Here is a 16,118-nt window from a genome sequence, read left to right as displayed (position 1 = left end):
GGGCCGTGTCCGGTCGCGCGACCGCCCCAGGCACTGCCCGCCATCCCCGACCGACCCATTCCCATCACCCTTTGAGGAGCCGCTGTGCGCATCCCTCTCGTCCTGCTCTCCGCCCGTCTGCTCGACCCGGTCACCGGCGGGTTCCTGCCGGAAACCGCCCTGGCCGTGTCCGCAGGGCGGATCTGCGCCCTGGGCGACGACCGCGAGATGCGCGCGCTCGCCGACTCCGCCACCACGGTGATCGACCTCAAGGGGGCCGTGGTGACGCCCGGCCTGGTCGACGGACACCTCCACCCCGTCTCGGGCGCCGAGGTGACCCACGGGCTCGACCTGTCGCACTGCGCAGACCTGGACGCGGTGCGCGAGGCGCTGGCCCGCGAGGTCCGTAACCTCGCGCCCGGCGCGTATCTGCACGGCTGGGGCCTGGACCCGAACGTCTTCGGGGACCGGCCCGTCGAGACCGCCGCTCTCGCTCCCGTCCTCGACGGCGTACCGGCCCTCCTGCAGCTCTTCGACGCGCACTCCATGCTGGCCAGCCCGCGCGCGCTAGAACTCGCCGGCGTCGACGGTCCGCGCACCTTCGCCCAGGCCGCCGAGGTCGTCTGCGACGACGCCGGCCGGCCCACCGGGCTGCTCCTGGAGGACGCCGCCTGTGAACTCGTCGAGCGCGCCGCACCACAGCCCACTCACGCCGAGCGCCGCGACCGCCTCGCCGCCACCCTGCGCGGCATGGCCGCTGCCGGGCTCACCGGCGGCCACGCCATGGACGCCAACGGCGATAGCCTCGCGCTGTACGCCGAGCTCGACGCGGCCGGCGAGCTGCCGTTGCGGCTGCGGGTCGCCCCCTGGTGCCAGCCCGGCACCGACGCGGACGCGCTGCGCGGACTCATCGAGCAGCAGTGCACCGGCGGCCGGCTCTGGCAGACCGCGGGCGTCAAACTGTTCATGGACGGCACCATCGACAACGGCACCGCCTGGCTGGAGCGCCCCGACTGCCACGGCGAGTCCACGCATGCCTTCTGGCCCGACCCGGACGCGTACACCCACATCGTCGGTGAACTCCACCGGGCCGGCGTGCCCACCGCCACCCACGCCATCGGTGACGCGGCGGTACGGCATGTCCTCGACGCTGTCGAGAAGGCCCAGGCCGGTCTGGACCGCGGGGTGCGGCACCGGGTCGAGCACATCGAGACCGTGCCCGACGACACCCTGCGCCGCTTCGCCGAACTCGACGTGATCGCGTCGATGCAGCCCACCCACTGCTGCGACTTCACCCGGGCCGACCACACCGACAACTGGTCGCGCCGTCTCGGCGAGGAGCGCGCCCTGCGCGCCTGGCGCTGCCGCGACCTGTGGGACTCCCGTGCCACCGTCGTCCTCGGCTCCGACTGGCCCATCGCTCCCTACCCGCCGCTGGGCACCATGGCGGGCGCCCGCCACCGCCGCCCCAGCCGTGATCTCACCCAGCCCCCGCACGGCCCCGACCAGGCGCTCAAGGCGCTGGAGTGCCTCCAGGCCATGACTGTCAATGCCGCGCACGCGGCGGGCGAGGAGCACGAGGCCGGGCGCATCGCCGTCGGCTACCGCGCCGACCTCACGGTCCTCGCCGACAACCCTCTCACCACCGCCGCCACCGAACTGCCGGACCTGCCCGTCCTGCTGACGGTCCTCGACGGCCGCCCCACCCACCGCGACACGACCCTGTGACACGCCCCGCCGCACGGCCGGAAGGCAGCAGGCAGCCTTCCGGTCCCGCGAGGGGGCGCCGCAACTGGTCCCGAGCCGGCGAATGAGCGTGACCGAGGTCCGTGCCGTTCCCTGTCCAAGGGGCTGCGCCGACGGGTCGGACAGGCCGGCCGATCATCTCCGCGGCGTGACGGTTGTCACCGTCCGGTCACAGCCGGCAGCCGGTTGAAACCCTTCACTTCGGACCGGTATCTCCCTGAGCGTCAGCCGATCTTCGTCGCAGAGGATGTTCATGAACCACCGTTACGTCTCCGCCGCCGTCGTTCTCGCCTCCGCCGCCGCGCTCCTCGCCACCACGTGCGGGTCCTCAAGCGCCAGCCCGAGGGCAGCGGCGAGCACACCGGCCGTGTCCACCGCGGCCGGACAGCCGACTGCCGCCTCCGGAAGTGCGGGCACTCACTGGCAGCCGTGCCACCTGCCCGCGGGATACAAAACCCTCTTCAAGCTGGACTCCGCCAAGAACCTCCACGGCAAGACCGTCGTACGCGTCACCCCCGAGACGTGCAAGGTGAACGCGAACAACGACGAGGACGTCGTCTACACCCCGAAGGGAGCGGCCCGGTCGCTCGTCTTCGCCTCGGGCGCCTCCGTCAAGGTCCTCAAAGACACCACAACCGTGAAGGTCACCCCGGAGTGGCTGGTGAACCACAAGCTCGCCAACAGCCCGTACTTCTACTACCGCGTGAACGGCCACAGCCAGGTCACCGCCATGCAGGAGATCTACCACCCCTAGTGACCTGGCGCTGAGTCCGCGGGGCGGCACATGAGGCGCCGCCTGCTTCAGGGCTGAGGGGCACTCGGCCGCAAGGGGCCGGCCGTTCGCGTACGCACCGTGTCGACGTGGGCGAACGGCCGGAACAACACGGCGGTCGCCCCTGCCTGACAGGCGCCGAGGTGAGCTCAGCGGAACGGTGACCGTCGGACGGACAGGATGGCGACGTCGTCGTGCTGGCTGCCCTCGCCGGCGAAGGCGCGCGCGTCGTCGTAGAGGGCTTGCGGCAGCTCGGTGGGGGAGAGGGACACGCGCTCGGTGAGGCGTTCGGTGACGGGGTAGAACGTGCCGTCGGCGGCGCGGGCCTCGGTGAGCCCGTCGGTGGTCAGCAGCAGCGTGGCGCCGGGTGGGAAGGCGAACCAGTCGACGGTCGCGGGTTCGGCGGCGAGTTCGGCGAGACCGAGGGGGACGCCGGAGCCGAGGGCCGGTGTGATGACGGTGGCGTTGTCCAGCAACTGCGGTGGAATGTGCCCGCAGTTGATGGCTTGCACCTCCTCGTGTGCGTCGACGTTCACGATGAGCGCTGTGACGAACCGCTCGTCGTCGCCGGTCTGCGCGGCGTAGGAGTTGTGCCGTACGACAGAGGCGTCGAGGGCATCGACGAGCGCGGTCAGCGTGGGCTCCCGGTGTGCCGCCTCACGGAAGGTACCGATGACGGCGAACGCGGCGCCGACCGCGGGCAGGCCCTTGCCCTGGACATCGCCGATCAGAACCCGGGTTCCCCACGGGGAGACGGCGACGTCATAGATGTCGCCGCCAACGAGCCGGTCCTCCTGGACGGGCTCGTACACGCCGTCGACCAGCACGTCGTCGGTGAGCTGAGGCAGCGGGCGCAGGATGTGGCGCTGCATTGCCGCAGCGGTGGAGCGCAGCCGCAGCATCTCGTGCTCGCGGAGGGTACGGCGGTGGCAGGCGTACACGGAGGCCGCGCCCAGGGCGAGGGTGAGCAGCATCATGAAGATCTGGTCGAGCCACGACCGCCCGTCACCGTGCCGGACCAGCACGGTGACGATGACCACGAGCGTGGTCCATGCGGCCACGAATGTCGTCTGGCGCACGGTGCACAGCGCGGACGCCGTACCCGGCAGGAACACGAGGAGCCCGAGAAGCCACACCGGGGACTCGGACAGGGCACCGAGGAGCACCACCAGGAAGGTCACCGACACCGCGCCGATCACTACTTCGGCGTTGCGGGGTGGTTCGATGGCCTCGAAAGGACGCGCGAATCTCTTCGGGAGCTGATGGGGCACGGGACCTCCTGGACAGGTGGTGTACGCCCCGTACGTTAGGCAGGCCCGGCCGTGGGTGAGTTGCGCCCCGCCGGTCGACGTCCCCCGCGCGGTGACCAGTGCTGCGTGCGGGGTGCGCGGTCCGTGCCCCTCCTCACTCCCCGGTTCGCAGGCAGCAGCCGATGGCGAGGTCCTGGCAGTGGGATGACCTTCCGGCAGTTGGGATAGTGTCCGGCCGAGAAGAATCTGCTCGGTCCACCCGAGCCGCGCCGAGGCCAGACACGGCGGCCGCCCGAGGGGGGAGCTGGATGTTGCAGGCATTGGGACTGGGCCCGGCCGAAGAGGCCATCTACACCGCGCTGCTGGCCCGCCCGACAGCCTCTGCGCAGGGCCTCGCCCGGCAGACCGGACTTGAGGAGGCCGAGACCACCCGTATCCTGCTCGATCTGGTGACACGTGGCCTGGTGGCGGTCGCCACCGAGACCGGGAGCGAGGCACCCGACCCGGCCGGCCGCTACCGGCTCACACCACCCTCAGTGGCCCTGGCCCCGCTCCTCGTCGAGCAGCGCAACGCGCTGCAGCGGGCCGAAACCGCGTTCTCGATACTGACCGAGCAGTACCGCAGTACTGCCGCACATCCTGCGGGCAGTGTCGTGGAGGTGGTCGTCGGTGTGGAGCAGGTCGCACACCGGTTCCACCAGTTGCAGCGCGGCGCTCAGCGGGAGTTGCTTGTCTTTCTCGTCGGCGAGCCCATCGCGGTGCCCCGCGAGGAGGCCGACATGTCGGAGAGTTCCGCGCTGGACCGCGGGGTTGACTTCCGGGTCGTGGCCGCCAAGAACTATCTCGACGGTCCCGACGTGGCGAGTGACGTGAGGGCGAGTATCGCGGCGGGTCTTGAGCTTCGCGTGGCCGACTCACTGCCGCTGAAGATGATCGTGTCGGACCGGGAACGTGCCATGGTGCCGCTGGACAAGGCGGACTCCGGCGGCGAGCCGAGCGCCATCGTGGTGCACCGCAGCGGCCTGCTGACGGCCCTGGTCCATCTATTCGAGAGGGAGTGGAGCCACGCCCGGCCCCTGTACTCCACCGCCACAGGCGTACGCGCGGAGCCGACAGCCGAACCGCACCCGACCCAGGGGGAACTGGAGGTCCTGGCCCTGTTGCTGGCAGGGATCTCCGACCGGCGGGCGGCCTCCCAACTCGGCCTCTCCATACGCACCGTGGAGCGCCGGATGCGCCGTCTGATGGACCTCGCCGGAGCAGACTCGCGCCTGCAACTCGGCTGGTACGCCGCAAGGGCGGGCTGGCTCTGATCTCCTCGGTCTCTGCCGGACCCCCGCTGCCCGCGTGACGGAAAACCGACATGCGGGAAACCCGTCACACGCGGCATCCCTATGAAATCCGCATGTCTGCCAGGCTGCTGCGGCAGCACGGCATGTTCACGGTATCTAGTGGGGAGATTCATGCGCTCCATCATGCGTACAGCCTTGGGCTCGGTGACCGCCGCCGCCCTGGCAGTCACCGCCTTCGCGCCTTCCGGGGTGGCGAGTACGCCGCCTGACGGCGCCTCGGGGAAGAGACCCATCGTCGGCAGCGGGACGGCAGCAGCGGGCGGCAAGCAGGCGACGGTCACGCTCGTCACCGGCGACAAGGTACTGGTGACCACGGACAAGTCGGGGCACAGCTCTGCGACTGTGCTACCCCGCGAAAACGGCACGCAGCCGATGGTCCAGACGTATCAGATGGGCAAGGACCTCTACGTCTACCCCGATGACGCCTCCCGGGCGATCGCCGAGGGCAAGGTCGACGAGCAGCTGTTCAACGTCACCGGGCTCATCCGCCAGGGATACGACGACGCACACACCGACACCCTGCCGCTCATCGCCACCTACCGGAACAGTGTGAACGTCGCCAAGAGCGCACCGGCGGCCCCTCGCGGTTCCGAGCGGGGCCTGAGCCTCCCGGCTGTGGACGGCGTCGCGCTCAAGGCAGGCAAGAAGACCGCCGCCACCTTCTGGCAGGACATCACCGACACCCGCTCACGTTCTGCCTCCACGCTGAAGAAGCTGTGGCTGGACGGCAAGGCCAAGGCCACGCTGGCCCAGTCCACCGCTCAGGTGCACGCGCCGGAGGCCTGGGCGGCCGGCTACGACGGCAAGGGCACCAAGGTCGCCGTGCTGGACACGGGCGTGGACGCTGAGCACCCCGACCTGGTGGGCAAGGTCGCCGCCGCCAAGAACTTCACGGACTCGGAGACCACCGACGACCGGGTGGGCCACGGCACCCACACCGCCTCCACGGTCGGCGGGTCCGGAGCGGCCAGCGACGGCCGGGAGAAGGGCGTCGCCCCCGGTACCTCCCTGCTCATCGGCAAGGTGCTCGACGACCAGGGCAGTGGCCAGGACTCCTGGATCATCGCGGGTATGCAGTGGGCGGTCGACCAGCAGGCTGACGTCGTGTCCATGAGCCTGGGCAACCCGACGATCGGAGACTGCACCGACCCGGTGGCCCAGGCCACGGAGCAGCTCTCGCAGAACGCCCACACCCTGTTCGTCGTTGCCGCCGGCAACGCCGGCTCGAACACCGAGACGGTCTCCTCGCCCGGCTGTGTGCCCAGCGTGCTGACCGTCGGTGCCGTCGACCACGACGACACCACCGCGGACTTCTCCAGCCGCGGCCCCGTGGCCGTCACCCACACCCTCAAGCCCGAGATCGCCGCCCCCGGCGTCGACATCCTGGCGGCCAAGGCCGGCGGCCGCGGCATCTACGCCTACCAGACGATGTCCGGCACTTCCATGGCCACCCCGCATGTCGCGGGCGCCGCGGCCATCGTCCGCCAGGCCCACCCGGACTGGACCGCCCAGCAGATCAAGGCTGCCCTGGTGTCGTCCGCCCGTACCGGTGGCAAGGTCGGCGGCGCCGACCAGACCGGCGGTGGGGTGCTCGACGTGCTCGGCGCGGTGAACGAGAAGGTGCTCTCCGCACCCGCCGTCCAGGCCGGCAGCTACAACTGGCCGCAGGACGCCTCGGATCGCACCACCGTGAAGGTGCCCTTCACCAACACCAGTGGCAGCGACCTCACCCTGAGCCTGAAGGTCAGCGGTGTGCACGGCAACGACGGCAGCGATGTCCACTCCGGCATCGTCAAGCTGGCCGAGGGCAAGGTGAAGGTCCCCGCGGGAGCCACCGCCCAGGTGCCCCTGGGGATCGACCCCACCGCCCAGCTGAAGGACGGCCAGTACGGTGCGGTCACCGGCCGGATCCTGGCCACCGGCGGTGGTGTGCACGTCTCCGTGCCCGTCACGCTCTACGTCCAGCCGGAGACGGTCACCCTCCGGGTCAAGGTCATCGACCGCAACGGCAAGCCCGCCGACGGCAGTTCTTCCCTGGACCTGGTCAGCCTCGACACCAACAAGGGCGAACGCCGCACCAACGACGGCGCGACCGACCAGACGTACAGCGTGCGCCCGGGCGACTATTCCCTCAGCAGCTTCGTGGGGAGCTACGACGCGGCAAACGCGCCCGAGTCGGTCAGCTACCTCGCGAATCCGCAGCTGCGGATCACCCGTGACACCACCGTCGTCCTCGACGCCCGCAAGGCCCACCAGCTGAGCCTGCGCACCGACCGCCCCTCGACGGTGGTCAACACGTCGTTCAGCTACGCCCGCACATGGGACAACACCTGGCAGATATCCGGATCGCTCGTGGCCGGCGCCACCGTCCAGAAGTTCTACGCGGACGTGGAAGGACGTGCCACGGACGGCACCTTCGAGTTCCGGCCCACCTGGCGCGCGACCGGCTCCGAAGGCGGCTCGCCGTACGTCTACAACCTGTCGTTCCCGACCCGGGGCCCGCTCCATTCCGACCAGGTCTACAAGCCCAGGGACTCCAAGCTGGCCCAGGTCGCCGAAACGTGGAACGCCATGGGCAAGGAAGGCGACTACTACGACGCGATGTTCATCCGCCCCTCCGGGACCACCGGCGACTACCTCCCCGTGAGCCCCGCCAATCCGGTCCATGTGCCCGGCACCCGCACCGCGTACTACACGACCGGCGACGACGCCTGGTACCACGGCGCGATCACCAGTCTCCCGTTCGGCGCGTTCATGGGCGACCAGGAGCGCACCTACCGGGCCGGACAGCGGCGCGCGGAGAAGTGGTACGGCGGTCCAGTGAGGCCGGCTGCGCCGCGCGACGCCGACGGCAAGCTGATGCTGGCCGCCGAGCGGCAGGGCAGCCAGATCGGCATCCAGACGGCGCTCTGGATCGACGGATCCGGCGATCACTGGTCCTACGGCGGGTCCTTCGGAGACCTCGGCAATCTGGTACTGAAGCGCAACGGTGAGGAGATCGCCACCAGCGCCTATCCGGCCGACGTGTTCACCGTGCCGGACGAGGACTCCGCGTACGAACTGACCCAGAACCTGGACAAGATTCCTACCGCGGACCGGAACTGGCTGCGCTCCACCGCAGTCACCACCACCTGGAGCTTCCGCTCCCACCGGGAGCCGGATGTCTTCTCGCGCGGCCTGCCGCTCCTGTTCCCCGTGTACAACGCACCGGTGGACAACCTGAACACCCTGCCCGCGCAGAGCGGCACCAAGGTCGGCCTGTCGGTCGAGGGCCACGCCGGGTACACCCCGGGCGCGGTCACGGCGGCCGCACTGTCCTACTCCTACGACGGCGGCACCACCTGGACCAAGGCGCCGACCCAGCTGCGGAACGGCAAGTGGACAGCCGTCCTCGACCTCACCGGCGCCTCCGGCAAGCAGGTGACGACGAAGGCCGACTTCACCGACGCCAACGGCAACGCGGTCACTCAGACCATCACCCGCGCGTACGACGTCCGGTAACCACACAACCCGGCCGGGCGGTCTCCCACGACGGGGGGCCGCCCGGCCATCTGCTTTTCCCACCTGTGGTCATCTGGTGTGTGTGGCGGGGAATGAGGACGAGGGCTGGGACGGGTTCACTCATGAACCTGTTCCAGCCCTCGCCTGGACCTGAGTCCTGCCGTCCCCTTTTGGGGGTTGGCCGTCCCACGGACTCAGGTGGTCGTGGGGTGTGGGGGTTCCGCTTGGTCAGTAGGCGGAGTTGACGTTGTCCATCGAGCCGTATTTGTCGGCGGCGTAGTTGGCTGCGGCGACGATGTTGGCGACGGGGTCGGTGAGGCTGTTCTTGGTGCCCTTGACGTGGTAGGTGTCGAAGGTGGGCTGGATGACCTGGAGTAGTCCCTTGGAGGGGATGCCGTTCTGGGCGTTGACGTCCCAGTTGTTCTGGGCGTGGGGGTTGCCGCTGGACTCGCGCATGATGTTGCGGTGCAGGCCTTCGTAGCTGCCGGGTATGTGCTTGGCCTTCATGATGGCCAGTGATTCCTTGATCCAGCCGTCGAGGTTGTTGCTGTACTTGGTGCTGTGGACGATCGCGGTGACGGCGTCGGTGTGCTTGGTGCTGGGGGCCTTCTTCGCCGCGGCGTGGTGGGCGGCCTGCTTGGCGTGGGCGGCCTTGGCTGCGTGGTCGGCCTGCTTGGTGATCTGGGCGGCGGTGACGGCGGTGGCCGTGGCGGGTGTGGTGGGGGTGTGCTCGGCGGCGTGGGCGTGCGGGGCCAGGGTCAGGGCGCAGGCGGCTGCTGCTGCGGTGGCGATGGTGGTGATGGTGGTCTTGCGGAGGTTCAGGGTGTGGCGGGTGGTGGCAGTCATGGGTGTACCTCTCCATTCGGGGACGTCGTTTGGGGAGGCCGACTGGGGGGTCGGCGACACGGGTGGGCCGGTGGGGGCCGTGGTGCGTGTCGTGGGGCCGGTGTCTGGATGGCGGGCGGTGTGTTCGCCCGGTCCGGCGCTCGGCTCCCCGGTACGTCCAACACCTTGCGAGACCGCCTTGGGCGTTGGCAATTGTGTGACCTACTACCCCAGATAGCGACAAACCGGACAGGGGTGGGGTGAGGCCCGCAATGAGCGGGAAAGGTCCGCCGTGCGTCTACTAGGTGTCGTCCTGTGTGACGCGGGCCCTATGCCCGGGCTCACACATCACCGGTCCCGGCACCCCTGGTTCCTACTCCGCGTGACGGCCCGTACACAGCAAAACCCTGCGGTTGTGTCGACGATCCCGGGGTGCGCGATGCTCACCGATGCAGCCGAACCAGCCGAACCAGCCGAACCAGCCGAACCAGCCGATCTTGTCGGCTCAGCTGGACGCGATCAGAAGCCGGGGCTGCTGTCGCCGTTGAGAGCCCACAAGGCCGCCGTGTACCAGAGCAGGGCGATGGCGCACGCCAGCACGCCGCCGACGAGGGGAAGTGTCCAGCCGGGCAGCCGCCGGCCCCGGATCACGAGGACCTTTGCGACGAACGCGCCGTAGAGCACACAGCCGGTGATGGAGTGCGTCGTCACGCGCGCGTCTGTGGTCTCCACGCCGTACGTGACAAGGCAGTGGTAGGCGATAGGGGCCGAGAGCAGGAACGCGAGCAGGCCGATGATCCGGTGGACGGTGCGCACGGGGCGGGGTGCGGCCCCGGCCAGGGGCAGGCGGCGGTACATCCACAGGGCCAGGAGCACCTGGATGAGGGCCAGGCACAGCAGGGCGCTGCCGAGGCGGGCCTTGAGGTCGACGGCCTCCGTGTCGTGGGCGCCGAACAGTCCGCTCTCGGGATCGGGCGTGAGCGTGCGACCCGTCAGGTAGATCGCGAGCGCGACGGCGACGGGCAGCAGCAGGCAGGCAGCGATCATGGCTCGCCGCGCGGCCGGCCGCTGGGCGGGGGCTTCGGATCTGTTCATGGACATGCTCCCCTGGGCGTCGATACCCCCGGTCGCGACCGGGAGGTGTGCTGCTGCTGGTCGAACGGCCCGCTTACGGGTACAGCACGGCCTTCACCCACCCAGATTCACGGCGCTGATGCCTCCTGCCCGATGACGGCGCTGGAACGGGGCATGGATTCACTCCCTCGGACGCTTGCGACGCCGGAGGAAGGCGTCAGTCGCACGAGGAAGGACCCTCAGGACAGGATCGGGATCAGCCCGGGCGCGAAGACCACGAAGAAGCCGCCCGCGATGCCCGGCCGGCCGGGGGTGAGCCGATGGGCCCGTACCGTGGAGAGTTCCTGGTTCCGGCCGGTGCGCTCCGGCGGGGAGGGCTTGCGTCCCGGTCTCCAGGCGTCCAGCCGCGAGGGGGGAAGCTTCACCGTGCGGCATCAGCGGGTGGCGGTCACCCACGCCTCGACGTCGTCGGCGGCACGCGGAAGGTCCGACGACAGGCAGACGGCGCCGTCTGCGGTGATGAGGAAGTCGTCCTCGATCCGCACGCCGATGCCGCGCAGGTGTGCGGGGATCGTCAGGTCGTCGGGCTGGAAGTACAGGCCGGGCTCGACGGTCAGGACGTGGCCCGGCTCCAGTACACCGTCCAGGTAGGCGCTGCTCCGGGCGTCGGCGCAGTCGTGGCAGTCCAGGCCCAGCATGTGCCCGGTGCCGCAGACGGTGTAACGGCCGTACAGGGACCGGTCGTGGGGGCCGGCGCCGCCCGGGCGCAGACCCCAGGCGTCCAGACCATCGGCGATGACGCGCGTCGCGGCGTCGTGGAAGTCGCCGAACCGCGCGCCGGGGCGCAGCGCGGCGATGCCCGCCGACTGGGCCGCGTACACCAGGTCGTACACCTGCCGTTGCGCGTCGGTGAAGCGCCCGCCGACCGGCAGGGTACGGGTCACGTCACCGGTGTAGCAGGTGTCGGTCTCCACGCCGGCATCCAGCAGGAGAAGTTCGCCGTCGCGGACAGGGCCGTCGTTGCGCATCCAGTGCAGGACGCACGCGTGCGCGCCGGCCGCCACGATCGTCTCGAAGCCGAGGCCGTAACCCTCCAGCCGGGCCCGCCGGTTGAACGTGCCCTCGATCCAGCGCTCGCCGCGTGGGAGCCGCATCGCGGTGGGCAGTTCACCCGCCACGTCGTGGAAGGCGGCCACGGTGTGCCCCACGGCCGCGCGCATCTGCTCGACCTCCCACTCGTCCTTGACCAGCCGCAACTCCGAGAGATACGCGAGGAGTTCGGACTCGGCCCCGGCGGCCGGCGGCGCCGCCGCGTCGACCACCGGGTCCTGGCCGCGCACCACCCGGGTCGGGACGTTCGAGGCGAGGGCGCGTGCGAGGTCGTCGCGGGGGAGAGCCGTAAGGCCCAGGGCGTCGGAGGTCTCCGCCAGGGTGCGGCGACGGCCGGTCCAGAACTCGCCGTAGCGGCGGTCGCGGTAGAACTCGGTGCCGTTCGGCCCGCCGTCGCGCGGGGAGCGAGGCCGGGCGAACACCGTGGCGTCGTGGCCGGTGCCCGTCGGCTCCAGGACGAGGACGCTGTCCGGGGCGGCGCCGGCGCCCCCGTCCGCGGTGAGGTGGAGAAACGCGGAGTGCGGCCGGAAGACGTAGTCGAAGTCGTTGCTCCGGACTTTCAGGCCACCGGCCGGGACCACGATTCGCTCCCCCGGGAAGCGCGCGGACAGCAGTGCGCGACGTGTGGCCGCGTACGCAGCTCCGGGCAGTACCGGTACCGCCGGAGCCGTCTCGGCCCACCCTTGCGTGAAGCACTCCGCCAGAGTGGGCGGCACCGCGCGGTCGTGGCTCGCGCCCTCGCGCGGCTGGATGTCGTCTCGCGCCACCGTATGCTCCGTCCGTCGGGAACCCTTGCGGCGACAGTACTATTTCACATGGCACGGAAACAGGGGGATGTCGCTCCGCACCCGTGCTCGTCACCGCTGTGCCGTGGACGGCCCGGGCGGCGGCGACCGGCCCCGGGGCGAAGTCCCGCTCCGCGGCGAGGAGTTCGGTCAGCGCAGCACGAACCCGGGCAGGAGCGCGTCGCGCGGATCGATGGTGAACCGGCAGGTGCCGACCTCGTGCGCGGTGCCCGTCACCGCCGTGACGACCGCTGGGATCCCGTGGACCGTGGTCTGCTCGGTGATCCGGGCCTGGAACACCGAGCCCACCACGGATTCGTGCCGCAACTCGTCGCCGGGGCACATCTGTCCGGCGCCGGACAGGGCCGCGATCCTGGCCGACGTGCCGGAACCGCACGGGGACCGGTCGACCTGGCCGTCCGCGAACACCGTGATGTTGCGCTGCTGCAACAGCCGGCTGCCGTCTGCCCGCAGCTCGGTGGGCCCGGTCTCTTCGGTGAGGATCGTCCCGTAGATCCCGGACAGCCGCGGGTCGAGAGGGTGCTCGGCGGCGTGGGCGGCGTTCAGTGTGTCGCGGATCTCCCGCCCGACGGCGGTGAGTTCGGTGACGTCCTGCGGCCGGACGCGCAGCCCGACGGACGCGGCCGGCACCACCGCGTACATCGCGCCGCCGAACGCGATGTCGACGGTGACCTTCCCTCGGGAGGTCTGCACGCCGACACCGTGCGCCTGGACGTAGGCGGGCACGTTGGTGAACGTGGCGTCCTGGACCTGTCCTTTTCTGGTCCGCACGCTCGCCGTGACGCGTCCGGAGGGGACGTCGATCACGACGTGGGTCAGGCCGTCGGCAGGTGCCGGGACCCGGCCCGAGGCGACGGCCCAGGCGCCCAGGGCGATCGTTCCGTGCCCGCACGCCGTGGAGAAACCGTCGTTGTGCCAGAAGAGGACACCGAGGTGGGCGCCGGTGTCGTCGGGCGGAACCAGGAACCCGCCGTACATGCCCGCGTGGCCGCGCGGCTCGCCGCACAGCAGCGCCCGCACCCACTGCACGTCCGCACTTCGCGTCGCGACGACCCTGCGCTCGGCAACGGTCAGTCCCTCACCCGTCACCTCGGCCGGGCCGTCCACCACGATCCGGAACGGTTCGCCGCCGGTGTGCCAGTCGATCGTCTCGATGGGCTGAGTCCTCGTCATCCGCATCTCACTTCCAGGTAGGAGCCGACACCCATGCGCCGGTGTTATGGGGCAACTGGAAACAGTGCTGGGTCCCGGAGTATTGCCCACGACTTCACCCAGTGCAATGTTACATAGCGCCGCCCGCCTCCTCGGGCGGCTTCCCCTTCGCTCCCCCCACTGGAGACGCGATGCACTGTCGATCAATCCTGCCCAGAGTTCTGGCCGCCGGTCTGGCGGCCGGAGGGCTCGTCGCCGGCCTGATGAGTACTCAGGCGGCCGCGGCAACCACCCACACGAGGCATGCCTCACCACCGGCCGTATCCGTACCCTCCAAGGCCGTGCGGGCTGCCCAACAGCACGGGAAATTCACGCCGACCGGAGCCGAGACCGGTCAGTCCCAAGCCGCCGCCACCAGCGCCAAGCCGTTACCCGCGAAACTGCGTGGGGCGCCGACCGCCCTGGGTTCGGCCAAGCCGTCCAAGCCGCACCTGTCAGCACACACGGCACGCAACGCGGCCGGTGCCGCCCGGCCTGCCGCCGTCACGTCGTGCACCACGTCGGACTTCTCGGGCCGGTCCGGCAGCGACCTGGTGTCGTACATCAAGACGGTGGACTGGAGCTCCTGCATCAACCCGCTGTTCAGCCTGACGGGTTCGGACGCGCACGCCGTGTTCAACCAGTCCCAGATGGTCGCGGTGGCGAACGGCATCGCCGACGCGGCAGGCTCCTACACCGGTGACGACTCCGGCGGCCTGTACGAGCTGATGTACTTCATGCGCGCCGGCTACTACGTCCAGTACGGCGACCCCCAGGACGTCGGCACGTACGACTCCTCGCTCCGCAGCGCCATCGAGAAGGGGTTCAACACGCTGTTCGCCGGCAGTCACGCGAACGACGTCAGCGCGGGCAACGGGGCTGTGCTGGAGCAGGCGTTCGTCCTCACCGACAGCGCGCAGGTGCAGGCCGACTACCTGGACGTCTACGGCCGTTACCTCAACGCCTACACCAGCAGTTCGTGGGACGCCGTCCCGGAGATGGACCGGGCGCTGAACGCGATCTACACCCCGCTGTGGCGCGGCCCGTCGATGCCGGACTTCGTCACCGCGATCACCGCGAAACCCGGTATCGCCGACACCCTCTCCACCTTCACCCTCAACCACCGCGACCTGCTCGGCGGGGACAACGACGTCCTCGACTCGAACGCAGGCAACGACCTGGCCAACTTGATCCAGATACCGGCCCTGCAGAGCAAGATCCGCCCGCTCATCAAGGGTCTGCTGGACGGCTCGTCCATCACCGGTGCCACGGACAACCTGTGGGTGCACGTCGCCTACCGGGCCACCGTCGGGGACCCGGACCAGTGCTCCTACTACGGCGTCTGCGACCTGACCAAGCAGCTCACCGCGGCCGCGCTGCCGATCAACAACGCCTGCAGCAACTTCACCATCATGGCGCAGGCGCTGACAGCGAAGGAGCAGTCCGACGTCTGCACGAGCCTGTCGAACGAGGTCGCTTTCTACCAGAAGCAAGTCAAGACCACCACACCGATCCCCGGTGAGTACTTCAACCTGAAGATGGTCATCTTCGGCAGCAGGGCCGACTACATGACCTACTCGTGGGCGATCTTCGGCAACGACACCGACAACGGCGGCGAGACGCTGACCGGAACGCCGACCGACCCCAACAACATCGCGTACTCCATCCTCTACCAGTGGCCGACCGACAACGGCTTCCCGGCCAATGCGTGGAACCTCAACCATGAGTTCGCGCACGTCCAGCAGTCCATCTACGACATGAAGGGCGACTTCGGCACCCAGATCACCGTCCCGGACGTCTGGTGGATCGAGGGACAGGCGGAGTACGTCTCCTACTCCTACCGCAACCTCACCGACGACGGCGCGCTGACCGAGGCTGCCAAGCACACCTACAAGCTCAGCCAGCTCTTCCAGAACACCTACGCCATCGACGACGAGACCCGCACCTACCCATGGGGTTACCTGGCCGTCCGGTACATGACCGAGAAGCACCCGGACCAGATCCAGGCCATGCTGGCCAAGATGCGGACCGGTGACTACCAGGGTGCCTACGCCGTCTACAACAACATCGGCACCGGCTACGACGCCGACTTCGACGCCTGGCTCGACACTCTGGGCGGTGGCAGCGGCAACCCATCGCCCACGGCCTGCACCGACACCAACACGCAGGTGATGGGCCAGAACTGCTTCCGGTCGGACCAGTCCCGGGTCGCCGGCGACACCGACTACCTGTGGGTGTGGCTGCCGGCCGGCACCACCACTCTGAAGGTCACCACCAGCGGCGGCAGCGGCAATGCCGACCTCTACTACGACCCGACGACATGGGCCGGCCCGTCCACCTTCACCGAGAAGTCCACCAACTCCGACAATGCCGAGAGCATCACCGTCAACAACACCGAGGCGGGCTACCGGTACATCAGCCTGTACGCGGTGACCGACTTCAGCGGGGTCACCGTCACGACGTCGTTCTGAGCCCCTCCTGAACGCCACCGGCTGACTGACTCCGGGCCGTG

The 16,118-nt window shown here is 69.8% G+C and carries 11 protein-coding genes; 5 read left to right on the top strand and 6 right to left on the bottom strand.

All coding sequences use genetic code 11. The annotated features are described in order from the left end of the window. The first annotated feature begins 84 nt into the window (after positions 1–84). Together OG385_RS34170 and OG385_RS34165 are read left to right on the top strand one after the other, a co-directional pair. The gene (locus tag OG385_RS34170; protein ID WP_266861718.1) at positions 85–1,707 is read left to right on the top strand and encodes an amidohydrolase; all 1,623 of its coding nucleotides are present in this window, start codon (positions 85–87) and stop codon (positions 1,705–1,707) included. Between the two features lie 271 nt (positions 1,708–1,978). Beyond that, positions 1,979–2,479: a hypothetical protein gene (locus OG385_RS34165; protein ID WP_266861716.1), complete on the top strand. Its 501-nt coding sequence runs from the start codon at positions 1,979–1,981 to the stop codon at positions 2,477–2,479. 167 nt (positions 2,480–2,646) lie between these two features. Here the strand turns inward: OG385_RS34165 and OG385_RS34160 are convergent, their stop codons facing one another. After that, a complete protein-coding gene (locus OG385_RS34160; protein WP_266861714.1) occupies positions 2,647–3,768 on the bottom strand; it encodes a PP2C family protein-serine/threonine phosphatase in 1,122 nt (373 codons plus the stop codon). Between the two features lie 287 nt (positions 3,769–4,055). Here OG385_RS34160 and OG385_RS34155 point away from each other — a divergent pair, with 287 nt between their 5' ends. Then, positions 4,056–5,060, top strand: a complete 1,005-nt coding sequence (locus OG385_RS34155; protein ID WP_266861712.1) for a helix-turn-helix domain-containing protein — start codon at positions 4,056–4,058, stop codon at positions 5,058–5,060. Positions 5,061–5,210: 150 nt separating this feature from the next. Next, the gene (locus tag OG385_RS34150) at positions 5,211–8,600 is read left to right on the top strand and encodes a S8 family serine peptidase (RefSeq protein WP_266861710.1); all 3,390 of its coding nucleotides are present in this window, start codon (positions 5,211–5,213) and stop codon (positions 8,598–8,600) included. A gap of 228 nt (positions 8,601–8,828) precedes the next feature. On the opposite strand, the gene OG385_RS34145 is transcribed toward OG385_RS34150, so the two are convergent. The 5 genes from OG385_RS34145 to OG385_RS34125 all read right to left on the bottom strand — a co-directional run bounded on the left by OG385_RS34145 (position 8,829) and on the right by OG385_RS34125 (position 13,594). Beyond that, a complete protein-coding gene (locus OG385_RS34145) occupies positions 8,829–9,446 on the bottom strand; it encodes a transglycosylase SLT domain-containing protein (RefSeq protein ID WP_266861708.1) in 618 nt (205 codons plus the stop codon). Between the two features lie 498 nt (positions 9,447–9,944). Then, on the bottom strand, positions 9,945–10,472 hold the full coding sequence (locus tag OG385_RS34140) for a DUF6529 family protein (RefSeq protein WP_266862170.1): 528 nt from the start codon (positions 10,470–10,472) through the stop codon (positions 9,945–9,947). 266 nt (positions 10,473–10,738) lie between these two features. Beyond that, positions 10,739–10,924 carry a hypothetical protein gene (locus OG385_RS34135; protein WP_266861706.1) on the bottom strand — a complete coding sequence of 62 codons (186 nt, stop codon included), beginning with the start codon at positions 10,922–10,924 and terminating at the stop codon, positions 10,739–10,741. Between the two features lie 9 nt (positions 10,925–10,933). After that, on the bottom strand, positions 10,934–12,313 hold the full coding sequence (locus tag OG385_RS34130; RefSeq protein ID WP_266862168.1) for an aminopeptidase P family protein: 1,380 nt from the start codon (positions 12,311–12,313) through the stop codon (positions 10,934–10,936). 231 nt (positions 12,314–12,544) lie between these two features. Further along, on the bottom strand, positions 12,545–13,594 hold the full coding sequence (locus tag OG385_RS34125) for a proline racemase family protein (protein ID WP_266861704.1): 1,050 nt from the start codon (positions 13,592–13,594) through the stop codon (positions 12,545–12,547). Between the two features lie 314 nt (positions 13,595–13,908). Here OG385_RS34125 and OG385_RS34120 point away from each other — a divergent pair, with 314 nt between their 5' ends. Then, complete coding sequence (locus OG385_RS34120; RefSeq protein ID WP_266861702.1) at positions 13,909–16,077, top strand: M9 family metallopeptidase; 2,169 nt, start codon at positions 13,909–13,911, stop codon at positions 16,075–16,077. Positions 16,078–16,118 lie beyond the last annotated feature (41 nt).

It is taken from the genome of Streptomyces sp. NBC_01306 (assembly GCF_026340465.1).
GTDB lineage: Bacteria > Actinomycetota > Actinomycetes > Streptomycetales > Streptomycetaceae > Streptomyces.
Note: the sequence above shows the minus strand (reverse complement) of the source record. Positions and strands in the feature narration are given on the sequence as shown.